The following is a 19,305-nucleotide window of genomic DNA, read 5'->3' on the forward strand; positions in this document are numbered from 1 at the left end:
CACATAGAGGCCTTTACAGGAAATCGAGCTGAGTTATTTGAGTTCTTGTTCGAATAACTTATAGATACGGCGGTATTCGTCTAACCAGCTAGAAGGCTGACGGAAGCCATGGGGCTCGACAGGATAAATCGCCGTTTCAAAGGTCGGTTTTTCCAGTTCAATCAAATGCTGCACCATGCGCACGCTGTCTTGGAAGAAAACGTTGTCGTCCATAACTCCACTCATAATAAGCAGTGGTTTCGTTAATCCTTGAGCATGCTCAATCGGAGAGCTGCGCTCATAGGCGATAGGATCGACATCAGGCGTATTTAAAATGTTAGAGGTATAAGGCGCATTATAATGTGCCCAGTCCGCCACAGGACGCAGTGCGGCTCCTGCTTGAAACAGGTCTGGTGCAGTGAACAATGACATAAAGGTTAAGAATCCGCCGTAGGAACCACCATAGGTCCCGACACGTTGCGTATCGACATTCGTATTGGCTCCCATCCAGCTAACGCCATCCTTTAAGTCTTCGACTTCTGGATGACCCATATTGCGATAAATCGCAGTGCGCCAATCTCGGCCATAACCTTTAGAGCCACGGTAATCCATGTCCATTACCACATAACCTTGCTGAGTCAGCAGGTTGTGGAACATAAATTCGCGAAAGTATCCACTAAAGCCGTAGTCAGCATTTTGCAGATAACCTGCGCCGTGGTTGAAAATCACCGCAGGGTACTTCTCGGCGCGGGACTTATCATAGCCTTGCGGCAGATAAACGCGGGCGTACACCTTGCCGGCGCCATGATTTGAAGGTACTGCTACCACTTCTGGCGCTTGCCATGGGTAATTTTTAAAGGCATCGCTGGTGTAAGACGTCAGCTGCTTTAACTCACCGCCAATGGGTTGAACATACAGCTCATTGGGCTGAGTGCGACGTGAAGCATTAAGTAATAGCTGAGTGCCATCAGGACTTAGGCTGTAATCTAAGTTGCCATCCCACTGCGTTAATTGCTCATTTTTGCCTGTGGCTAAGTTCACCCTGTGAACGTTATACATACCAGGGTGAGTTTGGTTAGCTTTGTAGTAGATATAATTCGCGTCCGGTGACAGCTGGATGTCGCTCACAACAAACTTGCCTTGGGTTAAGGCGCGCGGCTTTTCACCAAGTCCTTTCACATAGAGCTGCGAATAACCTGATTCTTCCGACAAATAGTACAGAGAATCCGTCCCCGGCAACCAACCGAATTGGTTGTAGTCATAATTCACCCATGCATCATCATGCAAACGATGTTCTGTGGTGAATTTACCTTTAGCGAGATCGACACTGGCGATCCAGCGATCTTTGTTATCGGTAGCTTCTAGCATCAGAGCCAATTTATCTTCCGATTCATGCCATTGAATCGCACTCTGAGTCCAGCCCCAATCCTGCATCAACTGAATTTTGCGTGGCGCTTTAGTGCTTTGATAAGTTTCGCCTTTCGCTTTAGCATTCTCAGCTTTCACTTTGGCGAGCACATCTTCATCAAAACCCGTCAAGCCCTCGATAGTGATATCGACTTGTTTATGCTGGTTTAAATCAAGCACTACAAAGCGTTGCCCTGGCGGCGTATCTTCAGCCACACGTGCACGCACGGGTACGGGATCAATATAACCATCGCTGCCTAAGTAGTTAGGCATGATGTCGTGTTCACTGCTGCCGGTGTAATTCTTGTCGGTCAGAGCAAGTAAAATATAGCGGCCATCCGGTGACAGGCTAAGCTCTGACACGACTTCGCTATCGCCTAAATACCAAGTGCTGGCGGCAAGTGTTGGGTCGCTTTTTTGCAATTCATCTTTGTACTGTGCTTTGGCTTTAGCGTTCTCTTGCTGCAGCGCCACATACTTAATTAATCTGTGCTGTTGCTTAGCAATGTAAGACGTTGGCTCTTTTACACCTTCAGGGGCTTTCGCCATTTTAATTTCAGCAAGTTGCTCGACTAAGCCTGAGTCTTGATGAATTTGGAAAACATTGTCGCCCTGCCAATAGGCGATATCGCCATTATTGAGATAACGCACGCCATCGATGGCACTGCGCTGGCGAGTCAGCTGGCTGATTTTGCCTGTGCTTAATTGCTTAACAAAAATGTTGCCCTGATACAGATAAGCCTTGTGGGATTTAGTGCGATCAAACACACCAAACTGCTGATCTGCCGCGTGTAATTTATCAAGCGCTAGCTCGACGGCGCGACTGTCATTGATACCTTGCTGATAATAGCTACGCAGAGGTGAAGCACTCGCTTGGCGGGCAAACAGCACACTTTGGCTATCGTCGCTCCAGTATGCCTCTTTGGCGAAAACCCCCATCCAATCGGGATTTGCCATAATTTGATTAAGCGTAAGCGCCTGTGAAACCTGTGGCGGTTGGGCTAAGGGAACTTGGAATGCTTGCGGGGATGATGCAGGAACTGCTGTTTCAGTCGATGTCGCAGCGCAACCTGCCAACACGGCAACCGCTAACGCACTTAAACCCAAATTTCGCATTACGCTTCTCATTTGTCTTTCCTTTTATTGTTATCGCAACGGCTAAATGACCCAGTCTAGTTTATCTGCTGGTTTTGCCTATTCGCGTAGTTTTGCCGCAGTTATAGCATAGTTAATCGCTAAACTTGCTTAAAAAAAGGATAAATCTTGTAACAGAAATTGATAGTACGAATATAGTGCGGGTAGTTTTTAGGACGAGGAGTTTTTAGGGCGAGGAAATTATACAGGCACAGCCGATTGCGCTAAAAAATTGGCTAATAGTTCGAGACCTTGCTCGGTAAGAATGGATTCGGGATGAAATTGCACCCCATACAGCGGTAAGTCCTGATGACTCATGGCCATGATTTCTCGGCCATGGATCGGATCATCAAACCAAGCATCGAGTACAAAACCTTCAGGCACAGCATCTACCAATAACGAGTGATAACGTGTGACGGTTAAGGGCTGATTTAATCCCTCAAATAACCGCTGGCCAGTATGCGCAATGGCGCTGACCTTGCCGTGCATTACCCGTTCGGCACGCACCACATTGGCACCAAAAACCTGCGCCATCGCCTGATGCCCTAAACACACACCTAGGATCGGCATGCGCGTGGCAAAATGTTTAATCGCCGCAAGGGAAATCCCCGCCTCATTGGGAGTGCAAGGGCCGGGCGAAATCACCAGATGAGTAGGCGCAAGCGCCTCGATTTCGGTGATGCTAATTTCGTCATTACGTTTGACCACTATCTCTTGCCCTAGCTGCTGAAAATACTGCACTAAGTTAAAGGTAAAAGAGTCGTAATTATCGATCATTAGCAACATACAAGATCCATTGGCCTAAATGGGTAAAGGTAACGCATATCCGACGGATGAATGCGGGCGCAAATGCTACCACACCTTATCCTCAAGGTTTAGCCAATTACAGCGATAAAATACAGTGACAAAAAAGCCAGTCATTGGACTGGCTCAGTTTTAAAACAACTTGGGCATTTCACCACAGCGATTTAGCGGTCGTTATTTTACGACGGTTAAATGGCTGCGACGCTTAGGTGGTTCATCCGTCGGTTCAGGCGCTTTATCGTTTGTTTCAACAACAGATAAAGATGAATCGACTTCATCGTCAAGCAAATAAGCATCTTCGATATCGAAGACAGTGCCAGCCCCATTTTCACGGGCATAAATAGCGACAATTGACGCCATTGGCAACATCACCTGCTGGGGAACACCACCAAAACGCGCATTGAACTCCACACACTCATTGCTAATTTGCAAATTGCCCACTGCGCCAGCAGCGATATTCAACACTATCTGGCCATCCTTCACGTATTGCTGCGGTACTTGAGTACCTTCGATAAAGGCATCGACCACAACGTGAGGAGTCAATTGGTTATCCATCAACCAATCATAGTAAGCCCTTAGTAAATAAGGACGATTTGGAGTCAAAGGCTTCATTACATACCCATGCGCATTTCGCGTTCAGCTTCAGTCAAAGAAGCTTTAAACGATTCACGCTCAAAAATACGTGTCATGTACGCTTTGATATCTTTAGCTACACGGCTATCTAGCTCAATACCTAATACAGGTAAGCGCCATAACAATGGGCCAAGGTAGCAATCCGCGAGACCAAATTCTTCGCTCATGAAGTAAGGCACTTCACCGAAGATTGGCGCAATTGCAATCAGGCTTTCAGTCAACTCTTTACGAGCGGCTTCAACACGATCACCTTTACGGATACGGTCAACTAGCGAATACCAGTCTGTATCTATGCGGTGCATCATCAAACGGCTTTGACCGCGAGACACTGGATAAACTGGCATCAAAGGCGGATGAGGAAAACGCTCATCCAAATATTCCATGATAATGCGTGATTCGTATAATACGAGTTCACGGTCTACCAAAGTTGGCACTGAGTTATATGGATTTACTTCGAGCAAATCCTCAGGCATTTCGTTAGGGTCGACCTGTAAAACATCAACAGTAACCCCTTTCTCAGCTAACACGATACGTACTTGATGGCTATACAGATCATCAGCACCTGAAAACAGTGTCATGATAGAGCGTTTGTTGGCAGCAACAGCCATTGATACCCTCCAGAATCGAAATAAAACAAAAGTAAACGAGGGGCTAAGCCCCCCGTTTACACTATGCGGATATTACATTTTACCCGTTATTGGTGCCTAGTGTACATCTTTCCAATACTCTTTCTTCAAGAGGTAGGCCACAATAAAGAATATAAACAGGAATCCGAGTACCCACCAACCCATAGCTTGACGCTCTAGCTTAACAGGTTCAGCCGAATAGACTAAGAAACCCGTGATATCACGAACCGCTTGATCATATTCTTCCGCATTTAATTTACCGCCAGTCACCACAATAGTGCCATCTTCTTGTTTAACTGGTGTGCCTTGCAACTCTTCGAGTACATGTGGCATACCAACAGATGGGAACACTGTGTTATTCACACCAAATGGGCGACTAGGATCTTTATAGAAGCCTTTTAGATAGGAATAAACCCAATCTTCGCCACGAACGCGTGCAACTAATGTTAAATCAGGCGGTGTAGCACCAAACCATTTAGCAGCATCTTTATGCGGAATCGCGTTTTGCATAAGCTCACCAATTTTGGCATCGGTGAACATATACTTGTTACGCATATCATCAATAGAGATACCGAGATCAGTAGCGACACGTTCATAACGCTGATACTGAGTGCTATGGCAACCAGAACAATAATGTTGGAACAGGTCCACACCACGCTCTAAAGAAGCTTTATCATGCAGGTCAACATTAGCGTCTTCTAAATGTATTTTATGCCCGCTTGCGGCCATAGCCAGCGTCGGCAACAAGGTGACTAATGCAATCAGTAATTTTTTCATTAGTGTGTCAACCTCGCTGGAACAGGTTTAGTTTTTTCATTCTTGCTGTATACCCACAGCGCCACAAAGAAACCAAAGTAAGTAAAAGTAAACACCTGTGCAACTATCGTCAGCGTCGGCGTAGCAGGAACTACACCTAAGTAACCTAACACTATGAAAGAAATTGCGAATTGAGCAATGTTCAACTTGTGCAGCGTGCTACGGTAGCGAACTGATTTAACTTTACAACGATCTAACCAAGGCAATACGAACAGTACGGCAATCGATAGCCCCATCATTATTACGCCTGCTAATTTATCAGGAATAGCACGTAAAATGGCGTAGAAAGGTGTGAAGTACCATACAGGTGCAATGTGTTCAGGTGTCTTCATCGGGTTAGCCGCTTCAAAGTTTGGCTTCTCAAGGAAGTAACCGCCGCCTTCAGGAATGAAGAACAACACATAACAAAACACAATCAGGAAGCCTGCAACGCCCATGATGTCTTTAACTGTGTAGTATGGGTGGAATGGAATACCATCAACTGGCCAGCCATTCTCGTCTTTGTTCTTCTTAATCTCGATACCGTCAGGGTTGTTTGAACCCACTTCGTGTAGCGCAATTAAGTGTAAGAACACGAGTACCACTAATACTAACGGTAGTGCGATCACGTGCAGTGCGAAGAATCGGTTCAATGTTGCACCAGAGATCACGTAATCGCCACGGATCCACAGGGTTAAATCGTCACCAATAACAGGAATAGCACCAAACAGAGAAATAATTACCTGAGCGCCCCAGTATGACATTTGACCCCATGGTAGCAAGTAGCCCATAAAGGCTTCAGCCATCAACACGAGGAATATCAACATACCGAACAACCACAGTAGTTCTCTAGGCTTCTGATATGAACCGTAAATCAAACCACGGAACATGTGCAGATAGATCACTACGAAGAACGCTGAAGCACCGGTAGAGTGCATATAACGCAGCAACCAACCGTATTCAACGTCACGCATTATGTACTCAACAGAAGCGAATGCGCCTTCTGCTGTTGGTACATAGTTCATCGTCAACCAGATACCCGTCAGTAATTGGTTAACCAATACCAACATCGCTAGCGAACCGAAAAAGTACCAAAAGTTAAAGTTAGTTGGCGTCGCATACTGACCCACGTGACGGTTATAAGTCGCCGTCATAGGGATACGCGCATCAATCCAATTAATTAAATTCTTAACCATTACGCCACTCCTTTATCTACACCGATAATCACGGTGCCATCATCAACGTATTGATGTGGAGGGATAACTAGGTTCAATGGAGCAGGTACGCCTTGGAACACGCGACCAGCCATATCGAACTTAGAGCCATGACATGGACAGAAGAAACCAGAAGTGACACCTTCAACTTGCTCACCAAATGAATCTGGCAAATAAGTAGGTGAACATCCGAGGTGGGTACAAATACCGACAGCAATAAAATACTCTGGCTTAATTGAGCGCAAAGGATTTGTTGCATAATCAGGCTGCTGCATTTCGGCAGAAGCTGGATCTCTTAACTTATCATCATGTGTTGGCAGTTCATTGATCACAGCATCTGTGCGACGGACAACCCATACAGGTTTTCCACGCCACTCAACACGGATCAGCTGACCTGGCTCTACTTTACTGATATTTACTTCGACCGGTGCACCTGCAGCTTTCGCTTTGGCACTCGGATTCCATGACTTGATGAAAGGAACCGCTACAGCGACGGCACCAGCACCACCTACTACGGCGGTTGCGGCTGTCAGGAATCTGCGACGTCCGGTATCGACTGGCGCATTGCTCATCCACTTATCTCCCAGAGGGTGTTGGAATTTTTATATTTCAAAGACTTTCGGCCCTTAGTCATCACTAGGGTCAAAAATCGAAGTTTGAAGCGGGGCTCATTATAGCTAAAAATTAGAAGCAGATCATAGTGAAAACACGCAAGTAAGTTAGGGAGATTGCGTGTTTTTTAAAAAAAGTCTAAAAAAGACCCAACTATTAACCCGTTTTAATCCATTTGGATCATATTTTGAGCATCTTGTCTGTGACATCGGCATAAAGCATGCATCGCTAATATAAATTAGCCCTGACTTTTTAATCTAAGTTAACAATCGCCAGATAAAAAAATAGGCCCTGGGTAACAGGGCCTATTAGATCAATACTTTTAACGTATTACTTCTTAGGTGCAGTGCTCTTCATATACTTGAAGAACTCGCTATCAGGCTCTAACACCATGATATCGGACTTGCCTGAGAAGCTGGCACGATAGGCTTCTAAGCTACGAACAAAGCCGAAGAACTCAGCATCTTTGCTGTAAGCATCAGAATATATCTTAGCCGCTAATGCATCACCTTCACCACGAATGGTTAAGGCTTTACGCTCAGCTTCAGCAATCTTCACTGTTACATTAGCATCAATCGTTGCACGGATAATTTCAGATTGCTCTTTACCTTGTGCTCTATGCTCTTTTGCCACAGCTTGACGCTCAGCACGCATACGTTGGTAAATACTGTTACTGACGTTAGCGGGTAAATTGATTTGCTTTACACGCACATCGACAACTTCAATACCTAAGTCTTTAGCGCTTTCTGAAGCATTTTCCAATGCATCATTCTGTAACTCATCACGCTTACCAGAGACAATCTCTTTGATTGTGCGGCGACCAAACTCAGTTCGTAAATCGTTGTTGATCTTACGTTGTAAAAGCGATTCAGCATTCGATTTAATACCACCATTTGTAGACAGGTAATATTTTTCGAAATCCAAAATACGCCACTTCACATAGGAATCGACCATAAGGTCTTTCTTCTCTGAAGTTACAAAACGATCCGCAGCACCATCAAGTGTTTGAATACGGGCATCGAGTAATTTTACTTTATCGATCACAGGTACTTTAACGTGTAAACCTGGACCATAGACGCGAGTGACTTGCTTGCCATCCACATTGTCTTTTAAAATTTCACCGAAACGCGCCACAATTGCGCGCTCGCCTTCATTCACCACCATTAAAGATGACAAACCAATACCTAAGAGTACGGCGATAAGAATAACGCTTAATCTACCCATGGATTACTCCCTCCCTTGGCGAGTACGATCATCGCGGGATGGACGTCCACTCAAAGGCTCATTCGCGCGAGTCGTTGATACAGATGAAGAATTGACATTTTGCTGTGGCTTAGCTTCCAGCTCCGTTGTCGCAGGCTTCTGCTGAATTAACTTATCTAGCGGTAGGTACATTAAGTTGCCGTTGTTCTTGGCATCAATCAGCACTTTATTCGTATCTGTCATCACTTGCTGCATTGTATCGAGATACAAACGCTTGCGAGTCACGTCAGGCGCGGCCTGGTACTCAGGTAATAACAGCTCAAAACGAGCCACTTTACCGCGAGCTTCTAAGACTTCACGCTCTTTATAAGCATTCGCTTGTTGTGCCATACGTTCAACTTCACCACGAGCTTTTGGTTCAATTTCACGGGCATAGGCTTCTGCTTCACGAATAAAACGTTGTTCATCTTCTTGGGCAGAAATCGCGTCATCGAAGGCATCTTTCACTTCTTCAGGCGGACGCGCCGGTAAGAAGTTGACGTCAACAACAGCAAGACCCAATTTGTACGGTTCAAGAATGCGCTCTAACTCTTTCCACGTATCGCGACGAATAGCATCACGGCCAGTAGTCAGAATATCATCCATCTTATTATGTCCAATGACATAACGCAGTGCACTGTCAGTCGCTTCACGCAAACTGGCGTTCGCATCGACGGCACTAAATAGATATGAGTAAGCATCTAAAATACGATACTGAACATCAAGCTCAACTTTCACGACGTTTTCATCGGATGTCAGCATGCTACCAGACGCAGGAATAGAGCGAACCGATTGAATGTCGACGGGATAAATTTGGTCGATAAATGTGGCTTTCCAATGAAGTCCAGGGCCAATTTCGCCAGCGTGTTTACCAAATCGCAGTGCCACACCACGCTCAGCTTCTTTAATTGTATAAAAACCCGAAAGTCCCCAAACAACTACAGCAACAGCAAGAATGATGATTAGGCTAAACGAGCTAAAAGATTGGCCTGAGCCGTTTCCTTTGCCGCCAAAGCGCTTTGAAAGATTACGAAAAACCTCGTCAAGGTCCGGTGGTCCTTTGTCGTTACCACCTTTATTTCCCCAAGGATCATTACCCTTGTTACCGGGCTCGTTCCAAGCCATTTAGCACTCCATAAGTGGATGAAATAAATTAGATTATTAACAAACAGCCTCATCTATCGAATCTTCGTAGATGAAGGTTTCTAACTCACCCTGACTCTGTTTAGCTAATCGGCGCCAATCGGCGTCCGATAAACGAACAGACAAAATACAGTTCCCCAGATCGTCGTACTCTTTCTGCTGTATCGCATCCAGTCGATAAAACTGGCCAAGATAATGTCCAGCAGTTGCCGGAATTCTAAGTGTTAGCTCTTTAATCACCTCACCGATTAGCTCAGTGATGGCTTTCAACAGCAAATCAAATCCCAAACGCTTCTGTGCCGAAACCCAAACTCGAACGGGTTTGCCTATGTCGTTATATTCAATTCTTGGAGTTACATCCTCGAGTAAATCGATTTTGTTACACACCACGAGTTGCATGACTTCATCGGCTTCGATGTCTTTCAGTACAGATTGAACCTGATCAAAATTATCCGCCATGTTTTCATCTGCACAATCAACAATGTGCAGTAGTAACTCAGCTTGCCTTGTCTCTTGTAAAGTCGCCTTAAATGCAGCAACGAGATCATGGGGCAAATGACGAATAAACCCTACTGTATCCGCGAGTATCACGGCACCATCGGGTAAATCTAACTTTCTTAACGTGGGATCGAGTGTGGCAAACAGCTGATCTGCTGCATAAACATCGGAAGATGTTAGGGCATTAAACAGCGTTGATTTACCGGCGTTGGTGTAGCCGACTAATGATACTGTCGACAAATCACTGCGCTTACGTGCACGTCTACTCTGTTCACGTTGTTTATCAACTCGCTCTAAGCGTTTGTTGATATTTTTAATCCGTCCTCTGAGCAAACGTCTATCGGTTTCGAGCTGGGTTTCCCCTGGACCACGTAAACCAATACCACCTTTTTGCCTTTCAAGATGCGTCCAACCACGGATCAGGCGAGTCGACATATGGCGCAATTGCGCTAGCTCCACCTGCAACTTACCTTCGTGAGTTCGCGCTCTTTGAGCAAAAATATCGAGAATAAGTGTCGTACGGTCGAGTACTCGACATTGACACACTTGCTCAAGATTACGCTCTTGGGCTGGACTCAATGCATGATTAAAAATCACCACATTGGCTTCGGTCGCCGCCACTAATGCGGCTAACTCTTCAGCTTTACCAGAACCCACAAAAAATTTGCGATCCGGCGAACGTCGACTTCCAGTAATCACCCCGACGGATCGGGCTCCAGCTGATTCTACTAATAGCTGCAGCTCGACTAAATCTTCTCGGCGTTCCTCATCGGAAAAGTCGATATGGACAAGAACCGCAGTTTCTCCCGCCTCATAACGATCAAACAAGAAGTAAACTCCTTAGATAAAACTTATTCGCCACTAGGCGCATCATCTTGAGCACCATATCCGCCTTGGGCATTTTGGTGACCAGTAACGTTGAATGGGCGTGCTGGCACGACAGTAGAAATAGCGTGTTTATAAACCATTTGGCTCACTGTGTTTTTCAACAGAATGACAAATTGATCAAACGACTCTACCTGTCCTTGGAGTTTAATGCCGTTAACCAAGTAAATTGATACAGGAACGCGCTCGCGACGCAATGCGTTCAAAAATGGGTCTTGTAAAGATTGCCCCTTAGCCATTTTATTATTTCCTTTTTAATTTATATAAAATAAATCGATATCAGTGATAGTTTTTTGTTTAGTTTTAGTATTATACAGCAAGGGCTAATAAGCTAGCGGCATTGACGCATAAGTGTAACTAAATTCCCCTCAGCACCACTTTCGAGCCAATTCAACTCTGGCCAACTGCGTAACCATGTTAATTGACGCTTAGCCAATTGCCTAGTAGCAGCAACCGCTTTTTCGACCATAGTATCATAGTCAAACTCACCATCGAGATATTGCCAGCACTGTCGATAACCCACACAACGCATTGAAGGCAAGTCTAAATGCAGGTCTCCACGGGCTTTCAGCTCTGTGACTTCCTCAAGAAAGCCCTGCTTGAGCATAATCGCAAAACGTTGCGCAATTAAGTCATGTAACACTTTGCGCTCACGCGGTGCAATAGCAAACTGCACTACGTCATAGGGCAAGGGAGCAGACTTGGTCTGAGTCAGCTCAGTCATACTCTTACCGCTTATTCTATAGACTTCCAGCGCTCTTGAAAGTCTTTGTGGATCATTAGGATGAATTCTTTCTGCCGACACGGGATCTATCTTCCTTAATTGATCATGCAGTGCTTCCCATCCCTTTTCATCCGCCTGCGCTTGGATCTCGGCTCTAATGGCCTCGTCCGCACTCGGCAAAGGTGACAAACCTTCGAGTAATGCTTTGAAATACATCATGGTTCCGCCAACTAATACTGGCGTTTTGCCCATGCTGACAATCTTTTCTATCTCGGTTATCGCATCGGCTCTAAAGTCGGCTGCCGAATAACTTTCACTAGGATCACGAATGTCGATCAATCTATGTGGCCCACGGGCCAATTCGTCGGCTGAAGGCTTGGCGCTGCCAATGTCCATACCGCGATAAATTAATGCTGAATCGACCGAAATGATTTCGCAGTTATGCTTTTCGGCTAATTCTAATGCTAAAGCAGTTTTGCCTGAGGCCGTTGGTCCCATCAAAAATATCACTTTAGGCTGTAATTCTTTATTCACTTGCTTGCTCTTCTAGCCACGATTGCCAAGGTAATGATATTGCTTTGTTGGCAATAAGCTGTTTTTTCTCGTCAACTAACTGCGAAAATGCTGCCCAAATTTCTGGCGCCGAAACGAATCCCGTTAAACTGTGTTTTGCCAACCAAAATGCCAATGCGCTTGGCGCAGGTGTTTCAAAACGTAGCGATTGTAGCCACTCAGGGATCACTTTGGCTAACTGGCTCTCCCTGATATATGGGGGCACTTTTTTAATAATCAACTGCTGGTAACGAATTGTTAGTTCTAAACCTAACTGGCGGATTAGCGTGTCATGTTCATCGAGCACAGCCTGCCAATCTGCATCGGCCGCGACAGACACAGGCATCAGTAAAGGCTGCCCAATTAATCCAGTCGCTAGCTTAGCCTCAATCTCTTGGCATCGCGTCGCCAATGCTACTGATTTTATTGGCAATAGACTGAGCTTATCTTCCGTAACAATTACCCAATATTGGCCATCTAAAATCGCAGGCATAGGCAGAGATGGCTGATAATCATGATTTTTTACACTGTAAGCAGGTGTTTGCAGTAAAGCCCCATAACTTGCAATTGCCGCTTTTGACGGTAATTCAGTACGTTGCCGAGATTCACTTGCAGAATAACTGCTGCGACTACTGTCCCTTGGCGTGGCCATGCTGCCAAAGGCATTGGTTTGAGTGCTAAAACTGGCGCCTTCTCGTCCTGCGCTGGCAGATTTTACTTGAACGGCAGGGGCAACTGCATCTTGAGCAGACTCAAATGTATCAGCACCAAGTGCAAAAGGGGCAGCTATTCCAACTGCGCTTGTTGGAGAATCCACAAACACATCTTCAACTTCATCCAAGGAACTAGAGTGAACGACATTGAGTTCCCCTGCTTCTTCGAGCGCCGATTGCAATGCTTGCAGAATATAATCATGCACATAGCGACTCTGATGGAATCGTACCTCATGTTTAGCAGGATGCACGTTTACATCCACTTGATGGGGATCGATATCCAACATCAACACATAGCCGGGTTGCTCCAGTTCTGCTTTTTGGGCAAAGGCTTGGCGCACAGCATGATTGACTAAGCGGTCACGGATAAGCCGTCCGTTGACATAAAAATAATGGGTATCAGTAATCACCGGCGACCAAGGTGACTGTAAATAACCACTGAGGCGCAAATCATCGTGTTGACATTCAATCTTAAGCGCTTGCTCAGCAAATGGGCGACCACTTACTTGCGTCAAACGTTGTAAATACTGGGCTTCATTCATGGCGGGACGATAATTGCGTACCGTCTTGCCGTTATGGGTCAGTGTGAAATGGATATCGCCGCGCACTAAGGCGATGCGCTTTAACCATTCATCGATATGGGTAAATTCGGTTTTATCGCTCTTTAAAAAGCGTCTGCGAGCCGGCGTATTAAAGAATAAATCCACCACTTCAATCGTCGAACCAACAGGATGCGCGGCGGGCATGACTTTAACCGCCATGTCGGCACCTTCGGCATGGGCTTGCCATGCTTCGGTTTGATCTGCAGTTCGCGACGTCAACGTTAAGCGTGAGACTGAACTGATACTTGCTAACGCTTCACCACGGAAACCAAAACTGAGGATAGCTTCAAGATCGTCTAAGGTGTGCAACTTTGAAGTCGCATGGCGCGATAAGGCCAATGCGAGTTCATCTTTGGGTATGCCAGAGCCGTTATCGCGAATTTTAATCAGCTTGCTGCCGCCTTTATCGATTTCAATATCGACTCGGCTCGCTCCTGCGTCGAGGCTATTCTCGACCAATTCTTTGACTACGGAAGCGGGTCTCTCAACCACTTCCCCCGCCGCAATTTGGTTGGCTAATTGCGGTGGCAGGATCTGAATGCCCATCATGCTTTCCTATTTAACTCTGGGGTATGACTAACGTTTGTCCTAACTGCACCACATCGGACTTCATCCCATTCGCTTGTTTGATGCTAGACATAGGCACACGGTAACGCTGCGCAATGGCTGATAAAGACTCACCACGACTGACTTTATGTTTGACATTCGATGCCGTTGAACTTCCCACATAAGCGGTTGGCGTTCTCTCTTTTGTCGATTTAGCACTGCTAGAACTTGCGCCGCCACGCTGGGCAAGCAAAGTGTCCGCGGGCGGATTATTGTGATAGTAACGACTCACACCTTTGTAAATAGCATCGGCAATGCTTTCTTGATGACGACTGCTCGACAACAAACGCTCTTCTTTAGGATTCGAGATAAAGCCCGTTTCCACTAAAATTGAAGGAATATCCGGCGACTTCAGCACGGCTAGACTCGCCGATTCTGGGCGACTCTTATGCAATTCAGTCACGCTGCCTAAATCCTTAAGAATATCGCCCGCAACTGAATGACCAATGGCCATCGAACTGTTCATCGACATATCGAGCAAGGTCATTGCAAGATACTGTTCATTATCCGTATTTTGGATAATCTCACCCGCGCCGCCCAGCAACTCAGAATGTTTTTCTTTTTGCTCTAACCAACGGCCAATTTCACTGTTAGCACGACGCATGGATAATACCCACACAGAGGCGCCGCGAGGATTGGGTGATGTAAAAGCATCGGCATGGATAGAAATCAGCAGATCGGCCTTACTGTTGCGGGCCAACTCAGAGCGCTTATTCAGATTCACAAAATAATCGCCGGTACGGATCATCACAGCGCGCATGCCGGGCGTGTCATTGATTTTACTCGAAACACGTCTGGCGATTTCCAGGGCCACCTTTTTTTCATAAACGCCCGAAGGGCCAATGGAGCCGGGATCGTCGCCACCATGGCCCGCATCGATAGCAATCACAATATCACGGGATGATTTTGCCGCTTGAGTAACCGTTTTAACAGGGGTTGATGACACAACTGCGGTGGCGGTTGTTAAGGTTTTATCTTCTAAATCAACCACGAGACGATTGCCGTAGGGCGCAGTTACGGGCAACGAAAACAAGCTCGCATTCAGTGGCTTCACCAAATCTATGACTAAACGCAAATCGCCCTTAGTCGGCGACTTACTGACTCGCACGCCCTTGACTAACTTACTGTTGTTTTCAAGATTTTTAAGCGCAACTTTAGTGGCGGACTTTTTTAAATCCACCACTAAGCGATTAGGACCATCTAAAGAGAAATAGGTGTAATCCGGCGCTTCGCTTAGGTCAAACACGATTCGAGTTGACTCAGGCGCAGCCCAAATACGTACGCTTTCTAACTGATTAGCCGCATGGGCCGTCACAGATAAAAAAGAACATAAAGAAAGAATAATAATTTGAAAATAGGGGTTATTTTTTATCATTTTAGTTTTTATTTTATCGCTTTTAATAACTTTTCACCTAGTTCTGACAAGGCCTCTATGCGTATTTCACGCCCACTATTTTGATAACTTAAATGCATATGGACATCGGCATCGGGCAATAAACCCTCTCCCTTATCTGGCCATTCAACAATGCACAGACTCTTATCCGTGAAATAATCACGAATACCCATAAACTCCAGTTCTTCTGGATCGTTTAAACGATACAAATCAAAATGATAAACTTCGACACCATCCAGCTCATATGGTTCAACTAAAGTGTAAGTCGGGCTTTTAACTGCTCCTTTATGACCTAAACCTTGAATTAAGCCGCGACTCAGCGTCGTTTTACCGGCACCTAAATCACCCGTAAGATACAGAGTCAAAGGCGCTTGGACATGGCGGGCTAATTTTTGCCCAACCGCAATAGTGTCGTCTTCGTTGTCTAAGAAAAAAGTTAACTCTGTCATATCCGCTTATATCACTGCTGTTATTGATGGAGAAGCGACTCAAGCCTAAAAAGGTACAGGTATAGAACAAAGCCCAGCCCCGCTTGAGTCTCACATACCGCCTAGAGTAAATCACTATTCACTAATTGGCGAATAAAAGGCATTAAATCACTCGCTAACATGCCGCGTTCTCCCTGTATTGCCGCAAGATCGGCGGCGCAACCATGTACAACAACACCCAGCACAGTCGCTTGCATGTTATCCATTCCTTGAGCCATGAGCGCGCCTATAATACCAGATAACACATCACCACACCCACCACTGGCAAGCCCAGGATTACCAACAGGCGCAACAACCATTTGTTTGCCATCAAAAATGACGGTTCCAGCGCCTTTTAGCAACACAACACCGCCGTACTTTTGCTGTATAGCCCGCACTGCCGCAAACCTATCCTGCTCAATTTCTGCCACAGAGCAACCGAGTAAACGCGCCGCCTCACCCGGATGCGGTGTAAGCACCCAATTGGTTTGCCGACGCGGCTCATTACTGAGTAGATTTAAAGCATCAGCATCCAAAACACAGGGTTTATCGCTTAAGCCCACGGCTTTAAACAAGTTATAGCCCCAGTCATATTTACCTAAACCGGGGCCAAGTACGATAACCTGCGCCCAACCTAAGCGCAGATACACTTCCATATCGACTAGATCGCAACCCCAAAACATCAATTCAGGACGGGAGACATTTACCGTCAACTGATGCTCTGGTCGACTGATCACTGTGACTAACCCAGCACCGGCACGCAGACATGCCTCACTTGCCAGTCGCACGGCGCCAGCCATACCCATATCACCACCAATAACAGTGACTTTACCCGACAGGCCTTTATGGCTATCGCGCGCTCTGGCGGCAAAGTAATCTTTAAGCGTTTCTTTTCCGACTCTTTGTGCACTCGCCTCAGGGAAGAATGGCGTTAATCCTAAAGCGGCAAATTCAAGTTCACCGCAGTAATGCCGCGCCTTACCCGTTAACAAACCTTGCTTCCAGCCTCCAAAACACAAGGTGATATCTGCCATCACTGCAACCCCCGCCACAGCGCCGGTATCGGCAATCACTCCAGACGGTAAATCAAGGCTCAATACCCAAGCTGCATTGTCATTGATGGCGCAAATATACTCAGCCATATCGTCGCGCACCGCATCTCGCACACCTGTGCCGAGTAAACCATCGACGATAATCTTGGCCGCAAGAATGGGCGCAACGGCTTTCGGCAGTAACTCTCCGCCATCCTTAAGATAATGGGCCAATGCTTGCTGACACTCAGGCGTGCCTGCCGCTGACGTCATCATCACTGAAACGGCCATACCACTGGCACGGGCTAGACGGGCGCACACTAAGGCATCGGCACCATTGTTACCGCTGCCAGCGAGGAAAAACACAGAAGAGGCGTTGAGATTATGTTTCGTTAAACATTCAAAAGCCGCTGCGCCAGCGCGCTCGACCAATTCATAGAGGCTAGAGGCTCCCTGCGACACAGCACTCAGTTCAGCTTGGCGAACTTGTGCTTGGGTAAATAAGGCCTTGGGAAATTGCGATAGATCTTGTGCCATGAAGGATCTCCTTAGACGCCAACGACTTCATTCCACAATGAGTTACCTCACCATAGGAGTCTTGGCAGCATTGAGCAAGGCCGATAAAAAAATCAGCCAATAGATCAAGAAAGTAGCAAGAATCGGATCGGGAAATTATGACGTAAATCAGTTCAAGCGCAGATACCCGCCCAAATGGAGCAAAGTAGTGCAAAAGTCGTCGATACACAGATGACACATAGACAAAAGCCAGCACTAGGCTGGCTTTGGGAATTTAGAAGCAATAACGGTTTAGATATCGTCCATCCGAATCGTGCTGTGGACCAAACGTTGTTGCTGAGTTTTCTCTACTCGGATCAAGTTGGCTAGTGCATTACGCGCATCTTCGGCAGTGGTTGAGTTAACCGTTTTTTCTAACAAACCAATCAGACGATTTTCTAAGTCTAAGTGCAAGTTGAGCACATCGTCTTCATTCATGTTCGCGGGCAACATAGTATCTTGGCAACGCTTGGTAAAGTCTTCAAAGGTGAAGTCTTTGTACCAAGTATCAAGAATACGATGTGGCGCTTCTTCCATATAATCGCGCAGTTTCTCCGCCATGGTTTTTTGATGTGACTCAAAATAATCCAGCATCATTTTCACACGTGCCGAGTCAGCTTGATTATTGAGTCGGCCATAGAGTTGCGCCATATCTAAGCGGCAATTTGCCACATACTCAAGTAGATCACGTAATTGTTGAATACGCATATAATGCACTCCACTGTCAGGCCAACTACTTGGCGCTATTAATTTTGTCTAGCTTCATTATGTGAGCAAAAGCGTTACGAATATTTGAACAAGGTCATAATTTAACTTTCGCGAAGCTATCTAATTTAGGAAAACTTGAAGAAACACGCTACAGATCACGCATCTAAATCCTATCACACTGTTTTGTATAAGAGAGAAAAGCCAAAAGAGATCTCAAAACACTTAGCCTAAAAGGTTGGAGTAAGTCTTTGGTTGTGCATGATGAATCAAAGATAGAGGGTTTGCAGTGGATAGTCGTTAATCAAGAAAGGAATAGATGAGCTAATTGAGGGAATGACGTGAAAAAGTCGCTGTTGAGAGTTTAACGGAATTACAGTGACATGATTTTGATCAAGAGCGGTTCGAACCGATGACCTATACCTTGAAAAAGAATGGTATCGCCATATCAAAATCACAACTGAGCTAATGTCAATTGAGTAGTGGGATAGTGGGATAGTGGGATATTTAGGAAATTGGAGCGACATGATTTTGATCAAGAGCGGTTCGAACCGATGACCTATACCTTGACTAATTTAACAATCACAAAGGTATCGCCATATCAAGTTCGCAACTGTTCTAATGTCAATTGAGTAATCTGATAGTGGAATATTTAGGAAATTGGAGCGACATGATTTTGATCAAGAGCGGTTCGAACCGATGACCTATACCTTGGCAAAAAAGAAGGTATCGTCATATCAAGTTCGTAACTGAGCTAATGTCAATTGAGTAGTGGGATATTTAGGAAATTGGAGCGACATATCGGGTTCGAACCGATGACCTATACCTTGGCAAGGTATCGCTCTACCAACTGAGCTAATGTCGCATAATCTGTATTAATGATTTGGTAAATCACTAAGTTTTAATTTGGAGCGACATATCGGGTTCGAACCGATGACCTATACCTTGGCAAGGTATCGCTCTACCAACTGAGCTAATGTCGCAT

At 45.8% G+C, this 19,305-nt stretch carries 17 protein-coding genes and 2 tRNA genes; all 19 read right to left on the reverse strand.

The features are described from left to right. Positions 1-33: 33 nt before the first annotated feature. The gene (locus tag MO387_RS16300; protein ID WP_220591178.1) at positions 34-2,514 is read right to left on the reverse strand and encodes a prolyl oligopeptidase family serine peptidase; all 2,481 of its coding nucleotides are present in this window, start codon (positions 2,512-2,514) and stop codon (positions 34-36) included. Between the two features lie 207 nt (positions 2,515-2,721). Next, positions 2,722-3,306, reverse strand: a complete 585-nt coding sequence (locus tag MO387_RS16305; RefSeq protein WP_107949285.1) for an aminodeoxychorismate/anthranilate synthase component II — start codon at positions 3,304-3,306, stop codon at positions 2,722-2,724. Positions 3,307-3,498: 192 nt separating this feature from the next. Further along, a complete protein-coding gene (locus tag MO387_RS16310; protein ID WP_106651680.1) occupies positions 3,499-3,936 on the reverse strand; it encodes a ClpXP protease specificity-enhancing factor in 438 nt (145 codons plus the stop codon). Beyond that, entirely contained in the window at positions 3,936-4,565 is a 630-nt protein-coding gene (gene sspA, locus MO387_RS16315; protein ID WP_006080065.1) for a stringent starvation protein SspA, read from the reverse strand. Before sspA ends, MO387_RS16310 begins: the two co-directional genes overlap by 1 nt. Before the next feature lie 96 nt (positions 4,566-4,661). Continuing rightward, positions 4,662-5,360 (reverse strand): cytochrome c1, encoded by a 699-nt coding sequence (locus MO387_RS16320; protein ID WP_063881808.1) that lies wholly within the window; start codon positions 5,358-5,360, stop codon positions 4,662-4,664. Then, positions 5,360-6,574, reverse strand: coding sequence for a cytochrome bc complex cytochrome b subunit (locus tag MO387_RS16325; protein WP_006080061.1), 1,215 nt, complete (start codon positions 6,572-6,574; stop codon positions 5,360-5,362). Before MO387_RS16325 ends, MO387_RS16320 begins: the two co-directional genes overlap by 1 nt. Then, a complete protein-coding gene (gene petA / locus MO387_RS16330) occupies positions 6,574-7,164 on the reverse strand; it encodes a ubiquinol-cytochrome c reductase iron-sulfur subunit (RefSeq protein ID WP_006080059.1) in 591 nt (196 codons plus the stop codon). The genes MO387_RS16325 and petA overlap by 1 nt, the downstream gene beginning before the upstream one ends. Positions 7,165-7,534: 370 nt before the next feature. After that, complete coding sequence (gene hflC / locus MO387_RS16335) at positions 7,535-8,428, reverse strand: protease modulator HflC (protein ID WP_107949287.1); 894 nt, start codon at positions 8,426-8,428, stop codon at positions 7,535-7,537. A gap of 3 nt (positions 8,429-8,431) precedes the next feature. After that, positions 8,432-9,571 (reverse strand): FtsH protease activity modulator HflK, encoded by a 1,140-nt coding sequence (gene hflK, locus MO387_RS16340; protein WP_006080057.1) that lies wholly within the window; start codon positions 9,569-9,571, stop codon positions 8,432-8,434. 36 nt (positions 9,572-9,607) lie between these two features. Beyond that, positions 9,608-10,915: a ribosome rescue GTPase HflX gene (gene hflX / locus MO387_RS16345; RefSeq protein WP_106651684.1), complete on the reverse strand. Its 1,308-nt coding sequence runs from the start codon at positions 10,913-10,915 to the stop codon at positions 9,608-9,610. A 23-nt stretch (positions 10,916-10,938) separates the two neighbouring features. Continuing rightward, on the reverse strand, positions 10,939-11,211 hold the full coding sequence (gene hfq / locus MO387_RS16350; RefSeq protein ID WP_006084207.1) for an RNA chaperone Hfq: 273 nt from the start codon (positions 11,209-11,211) through the stop codon (positions 10,939-10,941). Positions 11,212-11,303: 92 nt separating this feature from the next. Beyond that, the gene (gene miaA, locus MO387_RS16355; protein WP_107949289.1) at positions 11,304-12,230 is read right to left on the reverse strand and encodes a tRNA (adenosine(37)-N6)-dimethylallyltransferase MiaA; all 927 of its coding nucleotides are present in this window, start codon (positions 12,228-12,230) and stop codon (positions 11,304-11,306) included. Then, positions 12,223-14,112 (reverse strand): DNA mismatch repair endonuclease MutL, encoded by a 1,890-nt coding sequence (gene mutL, locus MO387_RS16360; protein ID WP_199908760.1) that lies wholly within the window; start codon positions 14,110-14,112, stop codon positions 12,223-12,225. The genes miaA and mutL overlap by 8 nt, the downstream gene beginning before the upstream one ends. A gap of 10 nt (positions 14,113-14,122) precedes the next feature. Then, on the reverse strand, positions 14,123-15,544 hold the full coding sequence (locus tag MO387_RS16365; RefSeq protein ID WP_107949295.1) for an N-acetylmuramoyl-L-alanine amidase: 1,422 nt from the start codon (positions 15,542-15,544) through the stop codon (positions 14,123-14,125). 8 nt (positions 15,545-15,552) lie between these two features. Then, a complete protein-coding gene (gene tsaE / locus MO387_RS16370) occupies positions 15,553-16,011 on the reverse strand; it encodes a tRNA (adenosine(37)-N6)-threonylcarbamoyltransferase complex ATPase subunit type 1 TsaE (RefSeq protein WP_106651688.1) in 459 nt (152 codons plus the stop codon). Between the two features lie 101 nt (positions 16,012-16,112). Further along, positions 16,113-17,597, reverse strand: coding sequence for an NAD(P)H-hydrate dehydratase (locus MO387_RS16375; protein ID WP_107949297.1), 1,485 nt, complete (start codon positions 17,595-17,597; stop codon positions 16,113-16,115). A gap of 270 nt (positions 17,598-17,867) precedes the next feature. Then, the gene (locus MO387_RS16380) at positions 17,868-18,323 is read right to left on the reverse strand and encodes a hypothetical protein (protein WP_107949299.1); all 456 of its coding nucleotides are present in this window, start codon (positions 18,321-18,323) and stop codon (positions 17,868-17,870) included. Positions 18,324-19,109: 786 nt separating this feature from the next. After that, a tRNA-Gly gene (locus MO387_RS16385) sits at positions 19,110-19,185 on the reverse strand. Positions 19,186-19,227: 42 nt separating this feature from the next. Continuing rightward, positions 19,228-19,303: transfer RNA gene (locus tag MO387_RS16390), tRNA-Gly, on the reverse strand. Between the last annotated feature and the right edge of the window lie 2 nt (positions 19,304-19,305).

Source organism: Shewanella sp. N2AIL (assembly GCF_022690845.1).
Taxonomy (GTDB): domain Bacteria; phylum Pseudomonadota; class Gammaproteobacteria; order Enterobacterales; family Shewanellaceae; genus Shewanella; species Shewanella baltica.